20 protein-coding genes are annotated in these 20,509 nt (G+C 66.9%); 13 read left to right on the forward strand and 7 right to left on the reverse strand.

From position 1 onward, the window contains the following. Positions 1 to 18: 18 nt before the first annotated feature. Positions 19 to 537 carry a DinB family protein gene (locus LFT44_RS07725; RefSeq protein WP_236802064.1) on the reverse strand — a complete coding sequence of 173 codons (519 nt, stop codon included), beginning with the start codon at positions 535 to 537 and terminating at the stop codon, positions 19 to 21. A 69-nt stretch (positions 538 to 606) separates the two neighbouring features. On the opposite strand from LFT44_RS07725, the gene LFT44_RS07730 reads away from it, so the two are divergent. From LFT44_RS07730 to LFT44_RS07740, 3 genes are all read left to right on the forward strand, one after another. Next, a complete protein-coding gene (locus LFT44_RS07730; RefSeq protein WP_236802065.1) occupies positions 607 to 1,605 on the forward strand; it encodes an ABC transporter ATP-binding protein in 999 nt (332 codons plus the stop codon). After that, on the forward strand, positions 1,595 to 2,395 hold the full coding sequence (locus tag LFT44_RS07735; protein WP_236802066.1) for an ABC transporter permease subunit: 801 nt from the start codon (positions 1,595 to 1,597) through the stop codon (positions 2,393 to 2,395). Before LFT44_RS07730 ends, LFT44_RS07735 begins: the two co-directional genes overlap by 11 nt. Positions 2,396 to 2,550: 155 nt before the next feature. Beyond that, the gene (locus LFT44_RS07740) at positions 2,551 to 3,528 is read left to right on the forward strand and encodes an IS481 family transposase (RefSeq protein ID WP_236799774.1); all 978 of its coding nucleotides are present in this window, start codon (positions 2,551 to 2,553) and stop codon (positions 3,526 to 3,528) included. Here the strand turns inward: LFT44_RS07740 and LFT44_RS07745 are convergent. Next, positions 3,525 to 6,041, reverse strand: coding sequence for a DNA gyrase/topoisomerase IV subunit A (locus tag LFT44_RS07745; protein WP_236802067.1), 2,517 nt, complete (start codon positions 6,039 to 6,041; stop codon positions 3,525 to 3,527). The genes LFT44_RS07740 and LFT44_RS07745 overlap by 4 nt on opposite strands. A gap of 77 nt (positions 6,042 to 6,118) precedes the next feature. Here LFT44_RS07745 and LFT44_RS07750 point away from each other — a divergent pair, with 77 nt between their 5' ends. From LFT44_RS07750 to LFT44_RS07775, 6 genes are all read left to right on the forward strand, one after another. Next, positions 6,119 to 8,803 carry a bifunctional acetate--CoA ligase family protein/GNAT family N-acetyltransferase gene (locus tag LFT44_RS07750; protein ID WP_236802068.1) on the forward strand — a complete coding sequence of 895 codons (2,685 nt, stop codon included), beginning with the start codon at positions 6,119 to 6,121 and terminating at the stop codon, positions 8,801 to 8,803. Positions 8,804 to 8,844: 41 nt separating this feature from the next. Next, a complete protein-coding gene (locus LFT44_RS07755; RefSeq protein ID WP_236802069.1) occupies positions 8,845 to 9,588 on the forward strand; it encodes a DUF5998 family protein in 744 nt (247 codons plus the stop codon). 1 nt (position 9,589) lies between these two features. After that, on the forward strand, positions 9,590 to 10,804 hold the full coding sequence (locus LFT44_RS07760) for an alkaline phosphatase family protein (RefSeq protein WP_236802070.1): 1,215 nt from the start codon (positions 9,590 to 9,592) through the stop codon (positions 10,802 to 10,804). Next, on the forward strand, positions 10,797 to 11,525 hold the full coding sequence (locus LFT44_RS07765) for a thymidine kinase (RefSeq protein ID WP_236802071.1): 729 nt from the start codon (positions 10,797 to 10,799) through the stop codon (positions 11,523 to 11,525). Before LFT44_RS07760 ends, LFT44_RS07765 begins: the two co-directional genes overlap by 8 nt. A gap of 66 nt (positions 11,526 to 11,591) precedes the next feature. Then, on the forward strand, positions 11,592 to 11,951 hold the full coding sequence (locus tag LFT44_RS07770; protein WP_236802072.1) for a hypothetical protein: 360 nt from the start codon (positions 11,592 to 11,594) through the stop codon (positions 11,949 to 11,951). A gap of 140 nt (positions 11,952 to 12,091) precedes the next feature. Beyond that, positions 12,092 to 13,540 carry an HNH endonuclease signature motif containing protein gene (locus LFT44_RS07775; protein ID WP_236802073.1) on the forward strand — a complete coding sequence of 483 codons (1,449 nt, stop codon included), beginning with the start codon at positions 12,092 to 12,094 and terminating at the stop codon, positions 13,538 to 13,540. A 54-nt stretch (positions 13,541 to 13,594) separates the two neighbouring features. Here the strand turns inward: LFT44_RS07775 and LFT44_RS07780 are convergent, their stop codons facing one another. The 3 genes from LFT44_RS07780 to LFT44_RS07790 form a co-directional block, all read right to left on the reverse strand. Further along, on the reverse strand, positions 13,595 to 14,200 hold the full coding sequence (locus tag LFT44_RS07780) for a dihydrofolate reductase family protein (RefSeq protein ID WP_236802074.1): 606 nt from the start codon (positions 14,198 to 14,200) through the stop codon (positions 13,595 to 13,597). A 95-nt stretch (positions 14,201 to 14,295) separates the two neighbouring features. Then, positions 14,296 to 15,615 (reverse strand): septation protein SepH, encoded by a 1,320-nt coding sequence (sepH, locus tag LFT44_RS07785; RefSeq protein ID WP_236802075.1) that lies wholly within the window; start codon positions 15,613 to 15,615, stop codon positions 14,296 to 14,298. A gap of 163 nt (positions 15,616 to 15,778) precedes the next feature. After that, a complete protein-coding gene (locus tag LFT44_RS07790; RefSeq protein ID WP_236802076.1) occupies positions 15,779 to 16,267 on the reverse strand; it encodes a DUF3093 domain-containing protein in 489 nt (162 codons plus the stop codon). A gap of 151 nt (positions 16,268 to 16,418) precedes the next feature. On the opposite strand from LFT44_RS07790, the gene dut reads away from it, so the two are divergent. The 4 genes from dut to LFT44_RS07810 all read left to right on the forward strand — a co-directional run bounded on the left by dut (position 16,419) and on the right by LFT44_RS07810 (position 18,894). Then, positions 16,419 to 16,937 (forward strand): dUTP diphosphatase, encoded by a 519-nt coding sequence (gene dut, locus LFT44_RS07795; protein ID WP_236802077.1) that lies wholly within the window; start codon positions 16,419 to 16,421, stop codon positions 16,935 to 16,937. A 106-nt stretch (positions 16,938 to 17,043) separates the two neighbouring features. After that, a complete protein-coding gene (locus LFT44_RS07800) occupies positions 17,044 to 17,760 on the forward strand; it encodes a DUF3710 domain-containing protein (protein WP_236802078.1) in 717 nt (238 codons plus the stop codon). A 46-nt stretch (positions 17,761 to 17,806) separates the two neighbouring features. Beyond that, positions 17,807 to 18,115 (forward strand): hypothetical protein, encoded by a 309-nt coding sequence (locus LFT44_RS07805; protein ID WP_236802832.1) that lies wholly within the window; start codon positions 17,807 to 17,809, stop codon positions 18,113 to 18,115. Then, on the forward strand, positions 18,112 to 18,894 hold the full coding sequence (locus LFT44_RS07810; protein ID WP_236802079.1) for a DUF3159 domain-containing protein: 783 nt from the start codon (positions 18,112 to 18,114) through the stop codon (positions 18,892 to 18,894). Before LFT44_RS07805 ends, LFT44_RS07810 begins: the two co-directional genes overlap by 4 nt. A gap of 93 nt (positions 18,895 to 18,987) precedes the next feature. Here the strand turns inward: LFT44_RS07810 and LFT44_RS07815 are convergent, their stop codons facing one another. Both LFT44_RS07815 and LFT44_RS07820 read right to left on the reverse strand, forming a co-directional pair. Next, positions 18,988 to 19,743: a potassium channel family protein gene (locus LFT44_RS07815; protein WP_236802080.1), complete on the reverse strand. Its 756-nt coding sequence runs from the start codon at positions 19,741 to 19,743 to the stop codon at positions 18,988 to 18,990. After that, positions 19,740 to 20,414: a potassium channel family protein gene (locus LFT44_RS07820; protein WP_236802081.1), complete on the reverse strand. Its 675-nt coding sequence runs from the start codon at positions 20,412 to 20,414 to the stop codon at positions 19,740 to 19,742. The genes LFT44_RS07815 and LFT44_RS07820 overlap by 4 nt, the downstream gene beginning before the upstream one ends. Positions 20,415 to 20,509 lie beyond the last annotated feature (95 nt).

The following is a 20,509-nucleotide window of genomic DNA, read 5'->3' on the forward strand; positions in this document are numbered from 1 at the left end:
GCCGGGAAGCCTGTATCCCTAGCCGTTGACGTCGTGCAGGTGATGGAAGACGTCGTGCAGGAAGTATTGGGAGAGCGTCAGGACGGTGAACTCCGAGCCGTTGCTGCGCAGCCCCTTGCGTCCCCAGTCCTCTTCGGGGACGCCGGCGAACGACTCGGCCGCCTCGTGTCCTTCTGCCGCCAGTTCCGGGCCCACTTCCGACGGGTCGGCGTTGGCGTAGTCCTTTTCGACCGCTGTCCGGTCCTGGTCCCAGTCCGCGAAGCGGGCATCATCCGCCGTGAGCATCAGGTTCAGCCGCTGGACGAACAGGGTGAAGACGTCCCGCACGTGGCAGGCGTACTCAACCGCGGACCAGGTGTCGTCGTTGGGGCGCTGGGTCGCGTCCGGCCGGCGCAGGACGGCCAGCCATCGCGGAATCATGCTTTCGATGCTGCCCGGGACCGTTGCCGGTGTGGCTGAGGAGGCGTTGAAGGAGCATTCCGGGCAGGGGCGGGACAGGACCCAGGTCCAGTCCTTGGCATCGGGAACGATAGGCATGGGAGCAGTCTAAGCGGTGCGGGCCAAAAGACTCTGGGATGGACGCAGCGGCCCGGCTAGCGTCGCAGCATGAGCCCGGAAACGAGCATGGGCGCGCAAAGCACGGACGGGGAAAGCATGGTGCGGCTGGCCGGCCTGACCAAGCGGTTTGGCCGGAACGCAGCGCTCGACGACGTCAGCCTCACCATCGGGCCAGGCGAGGTGTTTGGCTACCTGGGCCCGAACGGGGCAGGCAAAACCACCACCATCCGGCTCCTGGTGGGGATGCTGCGGCCTTCTGCGGGAACAGCGGCCGTACTGGGACTGGATGCCTGGCGGCAGTCGCGGGACGTCCACCGCCTGGTGGGCTACGTGCCCGGCGAGCCGGCGCTGTACGACCGCCTCACCGGCAACCAGCACGTCGCCTACTGCTCCCACCTGCGGCACCGCGATGACCGGAAACGGGCAGCGGAGGTCGCGGTCCGGCTGGACCTGGACCTGGACCGGCCGGCCCGCACGTTGTCGCGCGGGAACCGCCAGAAGCTCGCCGTGGTCCTGGCCGTGATGTCGCGGCCACGGCTGCTGGTGCTGGACGAACCAACGAGCGGAATCGATCCGCTGGTGCAGCAGGTTTTCCATTCCATCCTGCGTGAGCACACTGCCGACGGCGGTTCAGCCTTGTTCTCCTCCCACGTCCTGGGCGAGGTGGAGCGTGTGGCGGACCGAATCGGAGTGGTGCGCGGTGGAAAACTGGTGGCGGTGGAACGGTTGCAGGACCTTGCCGCCCGCTCCCTGCACCGGGTGAGGGCCCGTTTCACCGACGGGGTCTCTGCGGCGGAGTTTGCCGGTGTTCCCGGGGTGCGGGATCTGCAGGTTGACGGCCGCACGTTGAGCTGCAACGCCCCGCAGGCTGCCCTGGATGCACTGCTCAAGCTGGTCAGCGCCAGGGAAGTGGAGGACTTCGAATGTTCCGAAGCCCCGCTGGAGGAGATGTTCCTGAGCTACTACGGGATTGACCAGCAACCCGGCCATACGTCCGCCGCCGAGACGGAAAGCGTGTCCGGAACGGCGGTGGGCCATGCTGGCTAACGTCCTGCTGAAGACGCTCCGGGACCAGGGGAGGGTGCTGCTGGCATGGGCCGTCTCCCTGGCGCTGATTGTGGCCACGTACGCAGCCATCTGGCCGTCCGTGAAGTCGCAGCCGTCCATGAGTGACTTCATCGACCAAATGCCGGAGGCGTTCCGGTCGCTGTTCGCCACATCCAGCGCCGACATGTCCACTCCCACGGGCTATATCCAGGTGGAGCTGCTGTCCTTCATGGGGCCGATCGCCGTGCTGATCTACGCCATCAGCGCCGGGGCCGGGTCGATTGGCGGGGAAGAGGACCGGGACACCATGGACCTGCTGCTTGCCAACCCGGTGGGCCGGGGCAGGGTGGTGGTGGACAAGTTCTTCGCCATGGTGCTGGGCACCTTCCTGCTGGCCGCCGTCATGGGGCTGTCGCTGGTGATTGAGGGCAACATGGCGGACCTTGTCCTGCCGCCGGACAAGGTGGCTGCCGCCATGCTGCACCTGGCACTGCTGGGCGTGGTTTTCGGATCCCTGGCCCTCGCCTTGTCGGCGTCCACAGGGCGGACCGGCCTCAGCCGCGGAATCCCCGCGGTGCTGGCGGTTCTTGCCTACATCGTCAACGCGCTTGCACCGCTGGTGGAAGCCTTCCGCCGGATCCAAAAGGCCTCACCGTTCTACCAGTACGTTGGCCAGGACCCGTTGCGGCAGGGGCCCGCGTGGGACAGCGTGCTGGTGTCCGCCCTCACCATTGCGGTGCTGTTGGCGCTCGCCGTCGCGGGCTTTCGGCGCAGGGACGTGGCGGGTTGAGCGCAGCTGCACTGTTGGAGGCGGCCGCGCCTCAGTCCCGCCCGCACTAGTTGTAATTCCCGCGGACGTTGTGAACAGCGTGGCGTGATGTAAAGGGCGAGGGCCTCCGGTATCGATTTGGGTTACCACACTCATATCGACGCCAGGAGGCCCTCGTGTCCTACGTTACCCATGCCAACGCCGACCTGACACCCAAGGCCAGGGGTAAGCTCGCCCGTTTAGTCATCGAGCAGGGCTGGACGTTGCGCCGAGCCGCAGAGCGTTTCCAGTGCTCGCCCGCCACCGCAAAGAAGTGGGTAGACCGGTACCTCGTCTGTGGTGAGGACGGTATGGCTGATCTGTCCTCACGGCCTCGGCGGAGCCCGAACCGCACACCGGTACGCGCCGAACGGCGGATCGTCGCGTTACGTTTCAACCGGCAGTGGGGACCGCACCGGATCGCGGCCCATCTCGGTCTTGCCCGCTCAACCGTAGGCAAGGTCTTGGCCAGGTACCGGATGCCCCGGCTGGCCTGCCTGGATCAAGGCACTGGCCTGCCCGTTCGTAAACCGGCGCCGCAGCGCTACGAACACAACAACGCCGGAGACCTCGTTCACGTGGACATCAAGAAGCTCGGCCGTATTCCCGATGGCGGCGGGCACCGCGCCCTGGGCCGGGCGCTGGGCCGTAGGAACCGAAGGGCCGGGACCGGGTACGCGTACCTCCACCACGCCGTCGATGACCACTCACGGCTCGCGTACTCGGAAATCCTCGGCGACGAAAAGAAGGAAACCGCTGCCGCTTTCTGGATCCGGGCAGCAGGGTTCTTCGCCGCCCACGGCATCACCGTCAAAGCCGTACTGACCGATAACGGATCCTGCTACCGCTCCCGGGCCTTCGCAGCTGCCCTGGGCCCACACCTCAAGCATCGGCGGACCCGCCCCTACCGGCCGCAGACCAACGGCAAGGTAGAACGCTTCAACCGCACTCTCGCTACGGAATGGGCCTACGCCCGGCCCTACACTTCAGAAGCCGAACGCGCCGCCACCTACGACCAGTGGCTCCACCACTACAATCACCACAGAACCCATACCGGCATCGGCGGCACAACCCCCATCAGCCGCGTTCACAACCTCAGTGGGAATTACACCTAGTCGTCCTCGGATGCTCCGTCCGGCCAGGCCATGGCCGGGCCCACCGCTTCCACGGCCTGGGAGAGCGGGACGCCCGATCCGTCACGGCGGCCGTGCTCCTGGGGCAGGGACCTTGCCACGCCGGCGGCGGATGACGCCTTCGCCGGGCCGTGTCCTGCCCAGGCGAGCAGCAGCATGTCCTCGCCTTTCAGGAAACGGTGTGACCGAACCCCGGCGGTGGCGCGTCCCTTGGCCGGGTATTCGGAGAAGGCGGTGACCTTCGCCGTGCCTGGAGCCGTGCCAGGGAGGGCGCCGTTGGTCCCGGCGATGGTTACCACGACGGCGGCCTCGTCCTTGGGCTGCACGGCACCGAAGAAGATCACCTGGTCACCCGCGGCCAGTTTGATTCCCGCCACGCCGCCGGCGGTACGCCCCTGGGGACGGACGGCGGATGCGGGGAACTTCAGCAGCTGGGCCTCCCGGGTGAGGAACACCAGGTCGACGTCGTCTGCGCTGGCCGGAGCCACGCCCACCACGAAGTCCTTGTCCTTGAGGGTGATGACTTCCCAGTCCTCGCGGTTCAGCGGATAGTCCGGCTGGACGCGTTTCACCACGCCCTGGGCGGTGCCGATGGCCAGGACCTCGTCCAGGCGCACGAACGCCACCAGGGACTCGCCCTTCACCAGGGTGAGGAACTCCTTGGCCGGAACGCCGCCGGCGAGGTTGGGCAGCCCGGCCATGGGCGCGAGCACGGGCATGTCCATGACCTGCAGCCGGAGCATGCGGCCCAGCGAGGTGACGGCCGCAATCTCGCCCCGGGCCGACGTCTTCACCACCGAGGTGTAGACGTCGTGCTTGCTGCGGGGACCGGCCTCGGCCAGCGGTTCCTGGTTGCTGGTGCGGGCCACCTGCCCGGAGGCTGTGAGGATGGCCCAGCAGGGGTCGTCCGCAATCTCCAGGGACAGTGGAGTGGGCTTGCCCTTCTTCCCGTTGGCCCCGGCAAGTTCGGCGGCCACGGTGGGGGAGACGGCCTCGGATTCCAGCAGGACGGTCCTGCGGGGCGTACCGTGCTCCTCGGCGATGGCGCCGAGTTCGTCGGAGACCACCGTGCGCAGCAGTTCCTCGGAGTCCAGGATTGCCTGCAGCTCGGCGATCTCGCGGCGCAGTTCGTCCTGTTCCTTTTCCAGCTCGATCCGGGAGTACTTGGTGAGCTGGCGCAGGCGCAGTTCCAGGATGTAGTTGGCCTGGACCTCGGTGAGGTCGTAGATGGACATCAGCCGTTCACGGGCCGCAGCAGCCTCGTCCGAGGACCGGATGATCTGGATGACCTCGTCGATGTCCACGATGGCGATGAGGAGGCCCTCCACCAGGTGCAGCCGGTCCTTCTTCTTCCCCATGCGGAACACGGTCCGGCGGCGGACCACGTTGATGCGGTGGTTGACGTAGACGGACAAGAGGTCCACCAAGCCCAGAGTCTGCGGCTGGCCGTCCACCAGGGTGACGTTGTTGATGCCGAAGGAGTCCTCCATCGGCGTGTACCGGTAAAGCTGCTGCAGCACGGCGTTGGGGTTGAAGCCGTTCTTGAGCTCGATGACCAGCCGGAGCCCGTGCTTGCGGTCGGTCAGGTCCACGATGTCGCTGATGCCGGTCAGCTTCTTGGCGTTGACCGCGTCCTTGATCTTTTCGATCACCTTTTCCGGGCCCACCATGTACGGCAGTTCCGTGACCACCAGGCCGGTGCGGCGCGCGGAAAGTTGTTCGATCTCCACCTTGGCGCGGGTCTTGAAGGATCCACGGCCGGTGGCGTAGGCGTCGCGGATGCCGTCCAGGCCGACGATCCGGCCGCCGCTGGGCAGGTCCGGGCCCGGAACGAACCGCATGAGGTCATCCAGGGTGGCGTCCGGGTTGGCGATCAGGTGCCGGGCGGCGGAGATGACTTCCACCAGGTTGTGCGGGGCCATGTTGGTGGCCATGCCGACGGCGATGCCGGTGGCGCCGTTGACCAGCAGGTTGGGGAAAGCGGCAGGCAGGACGTCCGGCTGGGTGAGCTGGTTGTCGTAGTTCGGGACGAAGTCCACCACGTCTTCGTCGAGGTGGTTGGTGAGCGTGAGGGCGGCCGCCGCCAGCCTCGCTTCCGTGTACCGCGGTGCTGCGGGGCCGTCGTCGAGCGAGCCGAAGTTGCCGTGCCCGTCAATCAGGGGGAGGCGCAGCGAGAAGTCCTGCGCCATGCGCACCATGGCGTCGTAAATGGCGGCGTCGCCGTGCGGGTGCAGCTTTCCCATGACCTCGCCCACCACCCGGGCGCTCTTGACGTGGCCGCGGTCGGGGCGCAGGCCCATGTCGCTCATCATGTAGAGGATCCGCCGCTGCACTGGCTTGAGCCCGTCACGGGCGTCCGGGAGCGCGCGCGAGTAGATCACTGAGTACGCGTACTCCAGGAACGAGCCCTGCATCTCGGAGGTGACATCGATATCGACGATGTTTTCCGTGTAGTTCTCGTCTGCGATCGGGGCTGGACTTTGGCGGCGGGCCATGGGGTGTGGTGAATCCTTCTGGGGTTACTGCGCAGCCGTTGGGGTGTGCTGCGGGAGTTTTTGGCTAGGCTAAGCCTATGGTGGATCAGCCCGGGGACGGCGAATATCCGGAACATTGGGAAGCCGATGTCGTCCTGCGGGACGGCGGAACAGCGCATTTGCGGCCCATCCACCCGTCGGACGAGGATGCTGTCCAGGCCTTCCATACCGGGCAGTCGCAGAATTCAATCTACATGCGCTTCTTCGCCTTCAAGGCCAGGCTGTCCGCCAAGGAGCTCAAGCGCTTCACCGAGGTGGACTACAAGGACCGCGTGGCGTTCGTCATCACCATCCACGGGGAAATCATCGGCATCGGACGCTACGACCGCCTCCCCAACCCCACTGAGGCCGAGGTCGCCTTCAACATCGCCGACGCCCACCAGGGAAGGGGCATCGGCTCCATCCTGCTCGAACACCTGGCCGCAGCTGCGCACGAAAACGGGATCCGGAAGTTCACCGCAGAGGTGCTGCCGGAAAACCGGAAGATGCTGATGGTCTTCTCCGACGCCGGCTACGACGTCAAGCGCCACTTCGACGACGGCGTCGTGAGCCTCGAGTTCAACATCGACCCCACCGAAAAATCGCGGGCCGTCATGGAATCCCGCGAGCACCGCGCAGAGGCGAGAAGCGTCCGGGAGCTGCTGGCGCCGTCGTCCGTTGCTGTAATCGGTGCCAGCCGCAGGTGGGGGACCGTGGGGTACCAGCTGCTGGAACACATCATCGAGGGCGGCTTCCACGGCTCCGTCTACGCCATCAACCCGGAAGCGCTGGAGCTCGCGGGCATGATGTCCTACGGCAAGCTCTCAGAGGTCCCCGAACCCGTCCAGCTGGCCATCATCGCCGTCCCCTACGAGGAGGTGGCCGGGGTTGTGGCGGAGTGCGCCGCTGCGGGCGTTAAGGGCGTCGTGATCGCCTCGGCAGGCTTCGCGGACGACGGCGAACGCGGCCTGCTGCGGCAGCGCGCCCTGGTGCGCCAGGCCAGGGCGAACGGCATGCGGGTGATCGGGCCGGCGTCGCTCGGCATCGCCAACACCCACCCCGACGTGGCGTTGAACGCCTCCATGGCCCCCACCATGCCGCTGCGCGGCGGCCTGGGCCTGTTCAGCCAGTCCGCGGCCATCGGCGTCTCGCTTTACGCCGCCTCCAGCCGGCGCCGGGTGGGAGTGTCCAGCCTGCTCTCGGCAGGCAACCGGGCGGACGTTTCGGGCAATGACATGATGCAGTACTGGGAGGACGACGCCGATACCTCCGCCGTGGGCCTGTACCTTGAGTCGATCGGCAACCCCCGCAAGTTCTCCCGCATCGCCCGCCGGCTGGCCCGCACCAAGCCCGTGATCGTGGCGAAGTCGGACACCATGGGCCTGCGGCTGCCGCCCGGCCATGCCGTCCGGACCACCCAGGCACCGGCCGGGGCGCTGGATGCCATGCTCCGGCAATCGGGCGTGATCCGGGTGGAAACCGTGGAGCAGCTGGTGGACGTGGCGCAGGTGGTCTCCGGCCGGCCGCTTCCCGCGGGACCGGATGTTGCCATCTTCAGCAACTCCCAGGCGCTGGGCAATGTGGTGGCGGACAGTGCTGTGGCCCACGGGCTGGGGGTGGCGCAGGTGGTCTCCGGACTGGACCTCGACGCCGGCCAGTCGGTGGCACTTCCCGCACTGCGGAAGGCCCTCCTCGATGCCCTGGCCTCCGATGCCGTGCATGCCGCCGTCGCTGCCCTGCTGCCGGCCCGCGGACTGACACCCGATGCCGTGGCGCAGGTCCTGGCCGAATGTTCGGCCAGCGCCCGCAAACCGGTGGTGGCCGCTTTCACCGGCATCCTGGACCCGGCCATCAATGTGGAAGGCCTGTTGGGGGCGGACGGCTGCACCGTCCCCTGCTATTCCAACCCCGGAGCCGCCGTCGCCGCGCTCGCCGCCGTGGTGCGGTACGCGGAGTGGGCCGCCCGCGACCAGGGGCAGTTTGTGGAACCCGCAGGCTGCGACCCGCGGCAGGCCGAGGCTGAGCTCGACGAACTGCTGCGGGACGTCACCGGTGACCAGCTCAAGCAGCTGGAACCGGCGGCGACTGCTTCCCTGCTGGGGCACTACGGCATCTCGGTCCTGCCCTCCCTGCCCTTCAGCACCCCTGATGAGGCCGTGGCGGCCGCTGACGCACTGGGCTGGCCGGTGGTGCTGAAGACCACCGCCCCGGCCCTCCGCCACCGCCTGGATCTTGGCGGGGTGCGCCTGGGCATCGAGGATGAACAGTCGCTGCGCCAAAACGTGGTGCAGATGCGGCGGGCGCTCGCAGCCTACGGAGACCCTGCGCTCGAAGTGCAGGCGATGGCGCCGGTGGGGCAGGCGTGCACCTTCCGTGCCATCGAGGATCCGCTGCTGGGCCCCGTCATCTCGTTCGGCCTTGCCGGTGACGCCGTCAACCTGCTCGACGACTGGGCGCACCGCGTCCCGCCGCTCTCCGCCGCCGACGTGCACGACTTCATCCGTTCCCCCCGGGCGTCCCGAAAGCTCTTCGGCTACCAGGGCCTGCCGCCCGTTGATGTCGCTGCCCTGGAGGACCTTGCCGGGCGGCTGGCCTGGATGAAGGACAACCATCCGGAGATCGCGCTGGTGGAGTTTAACCCGGTTTTGTGCGGCACCACCGGGGTGACCATTCTCGCCGCCGACGTGCGGATCGGCAACGCCGCGCAGCGCACGGACAGCGCGCGACGGGCCATGCTGGGCTGACGCGGTTAGCAAGTGACCGGGCGATCTGTGAAAATGGGGGCATGAGCTTCCAGCCTCCCGCGTCGGCGCCCGAAACGCCCGGCAATGAAAACCAGGCCGTCCGCCACCACAGCTCACACAACCACGGAGTGCAGGGCCAGAGCCTGGAAGACGCACTGCAGAAGGCAGGGTTCTACCCGCGCCTTGTCTCGGACGTCGTCGACGACGCACTGGACGGCCGGGACTGCGTGGCCCACCTGGTGCACCTGGAGACCCACTTCGACCGGGCCGAGGTCCGCCGCCACATCACCGTGCTGGTCCTCACTGCGGACATGCTGGTGATCACCCACGTGGACGACCAGCAACTGGACGAGGCGGGGGAGCAGATCGTCGCCCAGATCTCCACCGAGTCCGTTCCCGTGGCCCAAATCCGGTCCGTGGTCCTGAGCTACATGTACGCCCAGCCGCAGAACTACAAGCCGTCGGACCCCGTCCGCGAACTGACCCTGTCCATCGCGTGGTCCGGCGGCCAACGGCTGGACATGGGGCCGGCCAGCTGCGGCGATCCGCAGTGCGAAGCGGACCACGGCTACACAGGAACCATCGCGCAGGAAGACATCGTGCTCCGCATCAGCGCCGAGGCGGATGGCCTTCAGGCCGTGCAGGACGCCAAGCTGTTTGCCCGGGCCCTGCGGGCAGTCAATACCGGCTCCGCGGCGCCGGTCCCGCATGTGCAGTCCATGGGCCCCCGGACGCGCTCCGGAGTGTTTGGCAACCGGCTCAGCCGCGGGCACCAGCAGCGCTGAGATGCCGGAAGACCCCAACCACTCAGTACAAGCCCCCGACCTTCCGCCCGCTCCCGCCTATGGGCACCGCTCCATCGCCGAAGTGCTCACCAGCGCGGCAGCCAGCCTTGGCGTGGACAGCTTCGCCAACACCCTCGGCCTCCCCTCCGCCGCCAAAATCTGCGTTGTGCTCGCGGATGGCCTGGGCCGGAACCTCCTGAAGCAAAAGGCCGCGCACACACCCTTCCTGCGCTCGGTGGTGCAGGCGGGACAGGGCGAGGTTCCGGTGTGGCTGGACTCCGCCTTTCCCTCCACCACCGCCGCGGCATTGTCGAGCTTTGGGACCGGTCTTCCGGCCGGCCAGCACGGCATGGTGGGCTATGACGTGCTGGACCCGGACCAGGACAAGGTGGTCAACCTGCTGGGAAACTGGGATCCGGGTGTCGATCCGTCGACGTGGCAGCCTTTCCCCACGGTCTTTGAACGGATCGCCGAAGAGGTGGATGTCAGCACGGTCAGCCTTGCCCAGTTCGACAGTTCGCCCATGACACGGGCAGCGCTTCGGGGCGGCAGGTTCATCTCCGGGACAACCTCCCACGCGCGTACCGCCGCAGCGGCAGAGGCCATGGCCGGCTCCGGCCGGTCCCTGATGTATTTCTACGTCAATGAACTCGACAAGGCAGGGCACCGCTACGGCTGCAAGTCCGAACAGTGGGAACACCAGCTGGAAGAGCTCGACGCCACCGTCAAGCGGCTTAGCTCCTCCCTGCCAGCCGGCACCACCATCCTGCTGACTGCGGACCACGGGATGCTGGACGTCCCCGAGTCGCAGCGTATTGATTTCTCCAAGGATCCGGATTTGGTGGACGGAGTCCGCCACACGGCCGGTGAACCGCGCATGGTGCACCTGTACCTCGACGAGGGGTACGTGGAGTCCGCCGCCGGTGCCCGCGACCGGCTCCTGGCCGCGTGGAAAGCCCGGTTCGGTGACCGGGTGTGGGCCTTCACCAAGGAGGAGGCCGTTGCCGGTGGGCTCTTTGGCGACGTGCGGCCTGCTGTTGAAGGCAGGATCGGTGACGTCATGATCGCGGCGCGTGACGCCGTCGCGCTTTACGACGGCCGGCGCATGCGACCCACGGCTATGGAAGTGGTGGGCCAGCACGGCTCGCTGACGAAGGCCGAGCGGGAGGTTCCGCTGCTCTGCTTTACCGCCCAGGGAAGGAACCGTCGTGGCTGAGCTGATCTTCTTCTCCGGCACCATGGATTGCGGCAAATCCACCCTGGCCCTGCAGATGGACTACAACCACCGGGCCCGCGGGCGCGGCGGCGTACGGTTCAGCCGCAACGACCGCGCCGGCGAGTCCCGGATCTCAAGCCGCCTCGGCCTGGAGACGGATGCCGTGGAGGTGCTGGACAGCACGGACTTCTGGGAGGAAGTCATGGTCCGGCGCACGCAAGGCCAGCGGGTTGACTACCTGATCTGCGACGAAGCCCAGTTCTATACTCCCGAGCAGGTGGAGCAGTTGGCCAAGGTGGTGGACGAGATCGATGTGGACGTCTTCGCTTTCGGCATCACCGCCGACTTCCGAACCCGGTTGTTCCCGGGTTCGCAGCGCCTGATAGAGCTCGCCGACCGGGTGCAGGTGCTTCAAGTGGAGGCGCTGTGCTGGTGTGGCCGCAGGGCCACACACAATGCCAGGACGGTGGACGGCGTCATGGTCACCGAGGGCGCGCAGGTGGTGGTTGGCGACGTGGACATGGTGGTCGAGGCCGCCGCCCCGGAGGCCGGGCACCTTCCGGTGGTGGGATACGAGACGCTGTGCCGGCGCCACTTCATGCGGCGGGTCACGGCGCACGGTGCGTCCCTAATGGCGCAGCAGGATCAGCTGCTGCCGTTCGACGTGGACGCGTGCCTCTGGCGGGGTTCGGGTGGGCTGGGCGACAGCCGCGCAACATAATGCTTCTTCCTCGACGCTAATTCCCCTATTCTTTGGAGAAACCGGCGCGAAGGTAACGGGGGAGCGATGCGGGAGTTCATTGGGGCCCTGCCCCAACCACTGAAAAGCCTATACCTCGTGTTTTTCCTGGTTTTCATCGTGAACATGATTGCCGTGGCCTTCAAACTTGTTGAATACGTCCGCTGGACGTCTGGCAGCATGGGCGTCGTCCTATTCCTGTTGGGCCTGTGCGTGATCGCCAACATCAACGGGGCTGCCAGCGGGTTAGTGGAGGGCATTAAGAATTACCACCCCTTTGGTGTGGATTACTCCAAGTCCTTGCTGGCTTCGATGTTTTTTGTGCGCGTTTTTGGAGTAATGGCGCTGGTTGTGGGAGCAGGCTTTTTCTATCTGGGCTTTTTTGCTCCCGGGTTTAGCCTCAGTTGAGGGTCGGGGAACGAGGATGCTACCTGCTGGCATAGCTGCATGGTGCGCTTCAATTGTCGGTAACTGTGCAGGCAGAAGCAGCTACTGCAGGTCTTAAGTGCCAAAGTCTGATTGTCGTACCCCTTTGTCATGATGGGTTTATGGGAAAGGCGGCGGTGGCCAAGGCTTATGCGGACATCCGGGCTGCCCTTGCTGTGCTTGGTGCTGAGGTGGATGGGTGCGGGTCTGACGCGTTTTCGGTGGCTGATCCGTTGGCTGGGTTGGCTGATGGGTGCCTGGACATTCTTGCCGGTGCCCGGGAGGTTGAAGCCGGGTTGGCGGGGTTGAAGGCGAAGGCCGCGGTGAGGTACGCGGAGAGCGCATGCGCTGTTGCCGGGCCGGGTGTGCCGGTGCAGGCGCAGGAGATGGCGGTCGCTGCTGAGATTGGGTGTGTGCTGGCGTTGGGGCCCCGGGCGGCGTCGTCGTTCCTGGCGACTTCGCACGCCCTGATGTCGTCGTTGCCGCGGACCCTTGCGGGGCTGCAGGCGGGGACGTTGTCGTGGCAGCACGCGGTGGTGATGGCCGATGAAGCGGTGTGCCTGGATGCTGCCGGGGCGGCAGCGTTGGAGGCTCATTTCTTGGACCCGGATGCCCAGGATCCGGCGAGGGGATGCCCGGTGGGGGAGATGCCAGCGCATCGGTTCAGGGTCAAGGCCCGGACGTGGCGGGAACGCCACCACGCCGAGAGCATCGAAGTGCGCCATGCCAAGGGGGTGGCGGATCGGCGGGTTGAGTTCCGGCCGGACCAGGACGGGATGGCGTGGCTGTCCGCGTGTCTGCCGGCGGAGCAGGCGTTGGCGGGGTGGAACCGGCTCACCGCAATGTCCCGGAGCATGCAGGGTCCGGAGGAGTCCCGGACCATGTCCCAGTTGCGGGCCGACAACTTCGCCGAGGTGTTCCTCGGCAGCGGCAGTGGCCACGGCGGGGCGCGTGACAGCGGCAGTGCTGACGTTGAAGGTGCCGGCGCCGGACGGGAAGACTTGCCTTCACCGATCCGGGCCCAGGTTCTGGTTACGGTTCCTGTGTTCTCCCTGATGGGCTTGACCGATGAACCGGCCATGCTCGACGGGTACGGGCCGATCCCGCCGTCGATGGCCCGGGACCTGGTGGCGAACGGCGCCGGGTCGTTTTACCGGGTGTTGGTGGATCCGCGGGATGGGGCGCCGCTGGAGATCGGCCGGAAGAGTTACCGGGTGACCGGGGCGATGCGGGCCTGGCTGAGGATGCGGGACGGAAAGTGCCCGTTTCCGGGCTGCAGCAACAACTCCCTGGACAACGACGCCGACCACATCCTCGCCTGGCACAAGGGCGGCACCACCGGGATCAGCAACCTGGGACAACCCTGCCCGAAACACCACAAACTCCGGCACACCACCGGATGGAAACCCACCCCGGCCGCGAAGAACGAGCCGCCCGGCTGGATTTCACCCACCGGCCGGCATTACCCCAGCGAGCACCAGGACTGGGAACCAACACACTGGCCTCGTTGTACCCTGCCCGGCGAACACAGCATCCTCGAGGAAGCCCTCGAGGAGCATCTCGTCTTGTAATCGTGCCACTCCGGAGTGGTGCCGCATTCGGGGCTGCGGCAGCACAAATTCTCGCTAGGCCACCCGGCGGTAGCGGACGTGGGTGGCGAGTGGGGAATGTAGCACCTCGACAGGTTCGAAGTCGAAGGACTCAATCCCGTCGAAGATCCGCTCGCCCGAGCCGAGCAGAACCGGCGCGATGTCGAGGGTGAGCTCGTCGATTACGCCCGCCTTCAACGCCTGCCGGACAGTGGAGGCGCCGCCCGCGATGTCCACCCCTTTGCTGCCGGCGGCATCGAGTGCTGCCGCATAGGCTGCGTCGAAGCCCCCGGTGACAAAGTGGAAAGGCGTCCCGCCCTCCATCTGGATCGGGTCATGCGCATAATGGGTCAGCACGAACACCGGAGCGTGGTACGGCGGTTCCGGCCCCCACCAGCCCGTCCAGTCACCATCCCACTCGCCACGGATAGGGCCAAACATGTTCCGGCCCATCACATACGCTCCCCGGGGGCGCATGAGCCATCCGGTTGCGGTCTCGTCGGCATCGTTGGCCCGAGGATCGCCAATGTGCCAGCCATGCAGTTCCAGCCCGCGCTTACCCAAGGGGTTTTCGCGGCTCTGGTCAGGCCCGGCGACGAAGCCGTCCAGCGACATGGACATGTGGCAGGTAGTGTCCGACACAGGGAACCTCCGTACTTGCAGCTTCTGACCGAGAGCGTGCGGGGATCGTAGCACGCAGCGCAGCAGGAACACCCCTTACGGCGGGAGGAAAAGCCCTAGTCGCTCCGGGTGCCGAAGACGATTTCATCCCAGGACGGCACGCTGGACCGCTTCGGCCGGGCAGGGCGCTCCGGTGCCTCGGTCTCAGGCAGCTGCCCAGTGGCAGGTGCAGCGTCGTCCTCTTTGGCAGGGCGGCGCGGGTTGCTGCCCAACAGTTCATCCAGCCCGGCTCCGCCAGTATTCTCGGACCCCGAGCCGGCTGCGGAACCGGAGGGATTCTTCGGGGACGCCGCAATGGTGATTTCCCTGGTATCTGTGCTCACGCCGTCGTGGAGCCGCAGACCATCGTCGTGACCCTCCCGGTGCTGCGGAAGCAGGCTGAGCCTCGAAAGCATCGACGGCCTGGTGTCCCTGCGCCGGATGAAGGAATCGCCTTGGGCCGCGGGCGCGTCCCGCTGGTCGTCCCGTGGCTCTGGTTCCTCTGCCTCAGGTTCGGCGGCCACTTCGGAAGGACGGGGGTGCGCGGCCGGTACGCCATGCGTGAGGAGCAGTGCAAGTGCGTCGTCGGAATCCTCGTCCACACCCAGCCGCTGCCCGCGCCGTGACCGGAGCATGTCCAGCAGGCCATCGGGTTCCTTGCCGGCATCCTGGGCAGGGCCGGCCTGGGCACCGGAAGAGGCCTTGGACGTATCAGCGTCAGTCTCGAAATCGAAGGGGCGGTCTGAAACTGCAGTGAGCCTGCGCGCGGGAACAGGACCGTCCAACGGCTCAAGTTCACTCAGCTGCTGCGCCCAGCGGTTGGTGTTCTGCAGCGACTTCCGTGCGGGGTTGAACGTCCACAGGGCCGGAGGTTCTTCGCCGATTCCGGACGTCCCGCCGGGCTTGGCCTCGAAGCTTGCCGAGACCGTCCACGTGCCGTCCTGGCGCCGCCACGAATCCCATTCCACGGTTCCGGGGTCAATGCCGTGGGCTGACAGGCGGTGGGCCACCATGTCATCCAGGGTCGCCGGGTTGTCGCCGAAGGCGGACCGGTAGACGTCGTGGCCGGGGGAGGGCGCCGCAACTTCCACTTTCCGGGCCTGCTGGGCAACATACTCCCGCTCCGCCAGGACGGGGCCTTCATAGCGCTCCACCTTGGCCAACGGCATCCCGGACAACTCGGCGACGTCCGCAGCGGTGGCACCGGCACGGATGCGGGCCTGGATGTCCCTGGGAGACATGGGAACAGCTGGCCGTTCCGCGCGCGGTTTTGCCGTAGACCGGCTGGCCGTCCTGAGTGCTTCATCGATCGGCAGCTGGAACATCTCGCCGCCGGCCCCGCTCAACAGGACATGCGTCCCGTCGTCGTGCACGCCTACAAGCCGTAGATCCTGCATACAAATCCTCCACCCTGGCATTACTATCAACCGAAACTCTGCCACTCGGAGGCGCGGATTTGGCTCAAGGAGCAGGGCGCGCCGTCATTTTCCGCTGGATCCCCAGGGATAAAGGGGGAGGTCACAGGACTTCGGAGGTCCCGGCGCCGGGATCCCGGGGTCGTCAGCGCCGCGTCAGGGCCGCAGTCAGTTGATCCGGATGACGGGTGGAGGCGAGCCAGTACGGGGTACGGTCGGCAGGGTCAGTGATCTCGATCTTCACCACGGGATCGATCCAGCCGCGGATGCACAGGTAGGCGAGGCCGTTCAACCGGGTCCCGCGCTCGGCCGTCGCCTCGCCGCCGGTGAACTGCTGCACGCTGCCCACAAACCGGCGTTCAATGGTGGCCCTTCCAACGGTGAGCGCGTCCCCGGTCACCGTAATGGCGGGGGTGGAGAGAACCAGGAGGACAGTGATGATGGCGAAGAGCACCAGCGCCGCCGTGTAACCCGCCGCCATGCTGATGGGGGCGAAGACAAGGATGCCCGCTGCGGAGACGCCGGCTGCGATGATCCAGATCCAGGCGTTGGGCCACAGTTTTTCCCTGTAGACAACAGGCGCCCCGGCTGAGGGCGTGCTTGGTACGGATGCGTGCGGGCTTGATTCGGGCATAGCCCAAGCTTTCCACCTTTGGCTGGGTATTTCACCTTGGGCTACCCTGCTCCCGCAACCCTGCCCCGGCCCCCCGTGCCGGCCCCTGGACAGCCCCGCGCCCAAGTGCTGCCTAGGCTCGATTTGGGGGCGCGGGCTAGAGTGAGTGACTGTGACTGATCATCCCGCAACGGTAGACCTTGTCCCGGACGCAGCATCGCCCGCTGCTGCTGCCCCCACCCTGCAGGTGCAGTTGAAGATGCTGGATCCGGAGCTGGAAGCCCCCTCCTACGCGCATCCGGGCGACGCCGGCGCCGACCTTCGCGCCCGGGAGGACGTGGTCCTCTTGCCCGGGGAGCGCAAGCTTGTTCCCACCGGCGTGGCCATCGCACTGCCTGACGGCTTCGTGGCGCTGATCCACCCCCGGTCCGGCCTGGCCACCAAGCACGGCCTCACGATCGTCAATGCTCCCGGCACCGTGGACGCAGGATATCGAGGCGAGATTTCGGTAACCCTGCTGAATACCGATTTGACCCAGCCGATAGAGCTGCGGCGCGGCGATAGAATTGCCCAAATGGTCATCCAGCGGGTGGAGTACGCCCAGTTCATTCCTGTCAGTGACCTGAGCGAATCCGTGCGCGGCACCGGGGGCTTTGGCTCCACCGGCGGGTTCAGCGTACCCGGGGCCTGACCCCGGCTGTACCCGCTGCCACGCCAGCACGCACGACGGCGGGACCTCCAGGGGCCCGGCCGGCAGGTTTCAGAACTGGCACATTTGAAGAATTAAGGAGTCACCCATGGTCTTTGGGTTCGGCAGGAAAGCAAAGAAGGACGAACCGGCGGAGCCGGTGGAAGAGCTGACGCTCGCGGAGGCCGGCGAAGACGCCCCCGCCCCGGACGCCCGCCGCCAGCACGGCCCGTTCGACGAGTCCGAAATCACCAGCACCGACGGTTTCGTGGACCTGGGCGCCCTGCTGATCACGCCGAGCGAGGGCCTCCAGCTCCGGCTCGAAGTGGAAGGGGAGGCAACACAGCGGGTCGTGGCAGTGACCCTTGACCTGAACGGCTCCAGCCTTCAGCTGCAGGCTTTCGCCGCCCCCAAGACGGAGACGCTCTGGGACGAGATCCGCGAACAGATCGGCCAGTCGGTCGGTGCGCAGGGCGGCCAGGTTGAAGAGGTGGAAGGGGCATTCGGTACCGAACTGGTGGCCAAGCTTCCCGCAGGGCTCCCGGACGGAAGCCAGGGCTACCGTGTGGCCCGGTTCATCGGTGTGGACGGCCCCCGCTGGTTCCTGCGCGGCGTCCTGGGTGGACCTGCGGCACTGGAACGCCCCGCTGCGGAACCGCTTGAAGCCCTGTTCCGGCAGGTTGTGGTGGTTCGCGGTGACAGCCCCATGCCGCCGCGTGATCTTTTGCAGCTGCGGCTGCCCAAGGACGCCTCCACTACTCCTCCGCCCGCCGCGCCCACCCTGGAGGAGCCCGAACGTGGTCCAGAAATCACCCAGATCGGCTGATTCCCACCCCGACGAGGCGGCCACGGGACGTGGCGGCCTCACGCCGTTGCGGCAGCTTCCGGACAGGGGACGTGTCCTCTGCCAGGGGCACATCGAATCAGTGACCTTCGTTCCGGCCGACCGGGCCCCCGAGTTCAGCGCCATCGTCACTGAGGACGACGCTGGCCGCCCTGCTACAGGGGTGGGCCGCGGAAGGCCCCCACGGCTCCGGGTTGTCTGGCTGGGCCGGCGGCGCGTGCCGGGCATCCAAGCGGGCGCCGAGATCCGGGTAGAGGGAATGCTGGCTCGCGGCAAGGACGTGCCCACCATCTTCAATCCCCGTTACGAGATACTGTCCCGCCAGGAGAACGAATGAGCGAGCACCAGCCCGAGCAGCCGAACGGCTCTGCAGGCCCCGCCGGGAGGCCGCAGGAGGGAAGGCCGCAGGCTGCAGGACAGTCCCCGGTTGCAGGACAGTCCCCAGTTGCCGGCCTGGCCGCAGAGTATGCAGCCAAGGCCGGACTCCACCGCACCCATGACGGCCGCGTGGACGTCCTGCGCAGCGCCGGGGGAGTGCAGGGCATTGCCGAAAGCATTGTTCCTGGCCTGGTGTTCCTGGTGGCTTTCACCGTCACCCGCGAACTTACGTTGTCCCTGGTGGCGGCCCTGGCATCGGCGGCCGTGTTCACTGTTGTCCGCCTGGTCCAGCGCCGGCCCCTCACCCAGGCCTTGGCCGGCGTGGCAGGCGTCGGCATTTCGGCCTGGTTGGCCAACACCACCGGCAAAGCCGAAGACTTCTACCTGCCGGGCTTCTTCACCAACGCAGCCTACATCCTGGCGATGGTTATCTCGATCGCAGTCAAGTGGCCTGTGGCCGGACTGCTCTTCGGCTTCATCCGGAATGAGGGCGTGGAATGGCGCAAGGATCCGGACCGCGTCAAGGCCTACCGCCTGGGCACCTGGATCATTGTTGCCGTCCTGGCACTCCGGCTCATCGTGCAGGTGCCCCTGTACCTGATGGGCACTGACGGCCTGGCCGCCCTCGCCACCACCCGGTTGATCATGGGTGCACCCCTGTACATCCTCGGGATCTGGGTGGCCTGGCTCGTGACCCGGCCGGCTCCGGCGGAACCCGAAGCCGACCAGGAAAGCTGACCCACCGAAGAAACTGGCACCAGAACGCGCCCCGCGCCGGCACCCAATGTCGGCTGACGCCCAGCACCCGGCACCAAAGGCGGCGCCGGAAACCTAGCCGTCGAAGCCGTCGTCGTCCGTGGCATGCCCGTGGCTGGCGCCGGCGGGCGTGCTGCTGTCCGCCGGCACGTGGCCGGCGTCGATGCTGCCGGGGGCAGAGGAGAGCAGCTCCCGGAGCCGGTCCTCAGCGGCGATGGTGGTGACGAAGAAGAGCTCGTCGCCGCCGTCGATCACGTCGTCCCTGCTGGGGGTGATGGGTGCCTGGTCCCGGAGGATGGCCACCAGGGTGGCGTCCTCGGGCCAGTGGATATCGCCCACCGTCATGCCGATCACGTGCGAATCGTGCGGGACGGTGAATTCCACCAGCGACGCAACCCCGGTCTGCAGCGTCAGGAGCCGGACCAGGTCGCCGATCTCCACCGCCTCCTCCACGAGGGCGGTCATGAGCTGCGGAGTGTTGACAGCGACGTCCACGCCCCAGGAGTCGTTGAACATCCAGTCGTTCTTCGGGTTGTTCACCCGGCCCACGGTGCGGCCTACACCGAACTCCGTTTTCGCCAGCAGGGACACCACCAGGTTGACCTTGTCATCGCCTGTGGCGGAAACCACCACATCGGCGTCCTCCACCTTGGCGCCCTGCAGGGTGGAAAGCTCGCAGGCATCGCCCACCAGCCAATGGGCGCCACGCAGGCCGCTGCGGCCGATCACCTCGGGCTTGAGGTCGATCAGCAGGATCTCGTGCTTGTGCGCCAGCAGCTCCCGGGCGATGGATGACCCGACGCTGCCTGCGCCGACGATAACGACTTTCACTGGTACTCCTTGGCGGGGGCTTTGGCGAGGACCTGGGCGATGTGGGCGCTGCGGTCCACCTGCAGCATGGCGTGCACGGTGTCGCCGTCCTGGTATGCGGTCCCGGCATCGGGAAGGATGCCCTCGCCGAAGCGGGTGAGGTAGGCGACGCGGACATCCGCGGCCTTTTCGATGCTGCTGATCCGGTGCCCGATCCAGCCGGCGTCGAGGTCAAGTTCGGCCAGGACCAGGCGTCCGGACGGTTCACGGAAGTCGCCCGCGAGGTGCTGTTCGGGAAGGATGCGCCGCAGCACCTGGTCCGCGCTCCAGCGGACGGCGGCCACCGTGGGGATGCCCAGGCGCTGGTAGATCTCAGCACGCCCGGGATCGTAGATGCGCGCGACGACATGCGGCACGTGGAAGGTTTCCCGGGCAACCCGCGTTGCAAGGATATTGGAGTTGTCGCCGCTGGAAACGGCAGCGAAGGCATAGGCCTCGCCCACTCCTGCCTGCTTGAGGGTTTCGCGGTCAAAGCCCACTCCGGTGACCTTACGGCCGGTGAAGCCCTGGCGGAGCCGGCGGAAAGCGCGGTCGTCCTGGTCGATGATGGCCACGGAATGCCCGGCATCCTCCAGCGTGTGCGCCAGCGTTGCCCCCACCCGGCCACATCCCATGATCACGAAATGCGCCACCGTATCTCCTCTTTATGTATGTCAGGATCGTGCAGCTAGAACTCTACCGGCATGGCCCCCGTTCGGCCCGGCCCGGCCCCGTCATGACATCGCCC

The organism is Arthrobacter sp. FW306-05-C (assembly GCF_021801725.1).
In the GTDB taxonomy this organism is placed as follows: domain Bacteria; phylum Actinomycetota; class Actinomycetes; order Actinomycetales; family Micrococcaceae; genus Arthrobacter.

Bases quoted from the DNA above. Each gene is read 5' to 3' on its own strand.
- LFT44_RS07770 (WP_236802072.1), top strand. From the start codon at position 11,592: ATGCGGGAGTTCATTGGGGCCCTGCCCCAACCACTGAAAAGCCTATAC.
- LFT44_RS07725 (WP_236802064.1), bottom strand. From the start codon at position 537: ATGCCTATCGTTCCCGATGCCAAGGACTGGACCTGGGTCCTGTCCCGC.
- LFT44_RS07745 (WP_236802067.1), bottom strand. From the start codon at position 6,041: ATGGCCCGCCGCCAAAGTCCAGCCCCGATCGCAGACGAGAACTACACG.
- LFT44_RS07775 (WP_236802073.1), top strand. From the start codon at position 12,092: ATGGGAAAGGCGGCGGTGGCCAAGGCTTATGCGGACATCCGGGCTGCC.
- LFT44_RS07800 (WP_236802078.1), top strand. From the start codon at position 17,044: ATGGTCTTTGGGTTCGGCAGGAAAGCAAAGAAGGACGAACCGGCGGAG.
- LFT44_RS07790 (WP_236802076.1), bottom strand. From the start codon at position 16,267: ATGCCCGAATCAAGCCCGCACGCATCCGTACCAAGCACGCCCTCAGCC.
- LFT44_RS07735 (WP_236802066.1), top strand. From the start codon at position 1,595: ATGCTGGCTAACGTCCTGCTGAAGACGCTCCGGGACCAGGGGAGGGTG.
- LFT44_RS07750 (WP_236802068.1), top strand. From the start codon at position 6,119: ATGGTGGATCAGCCCGGGGACGGCGAATATCCGGAACATTGGGAAGCC.
- LFT44_RS07730 (WP_236802065.1), top strand. From the start codon at position 607: ATGAGCCCGGAAACGAGCATGGGCGCGCAAAGCACGGACGGGGAAAGC.
- LFT44_RS07810 (WP_236802079.1), top strand. From the start codon at position 18,112: ATGAGCGAGCACCAGCCCGAGCAGCCGAACGGCTCTGCAGGCCCCGCC.
- LFT44_RS07755 (WP_236802069.1), top strand. From the start codon at position 8,845: ATGAGCTTCCAGCCTCCCGCGTCGGCGCCCGAAACGCCCGGCAATGAA.
- LFT44_RS07760 (WP_236802070.1), top strand. From the start codon at position 9,590: ATGCCGGAAGACCCCAACCACTCAGTACAAGCCCCCGACCTTCCGCCC.
- sepH (WP_236802075.1), bottom strand. From the start codon at position 15,615: ATGCAGGATCTACGGCTTGTAGGCGTGCACGACGACGGGACGCATGTC.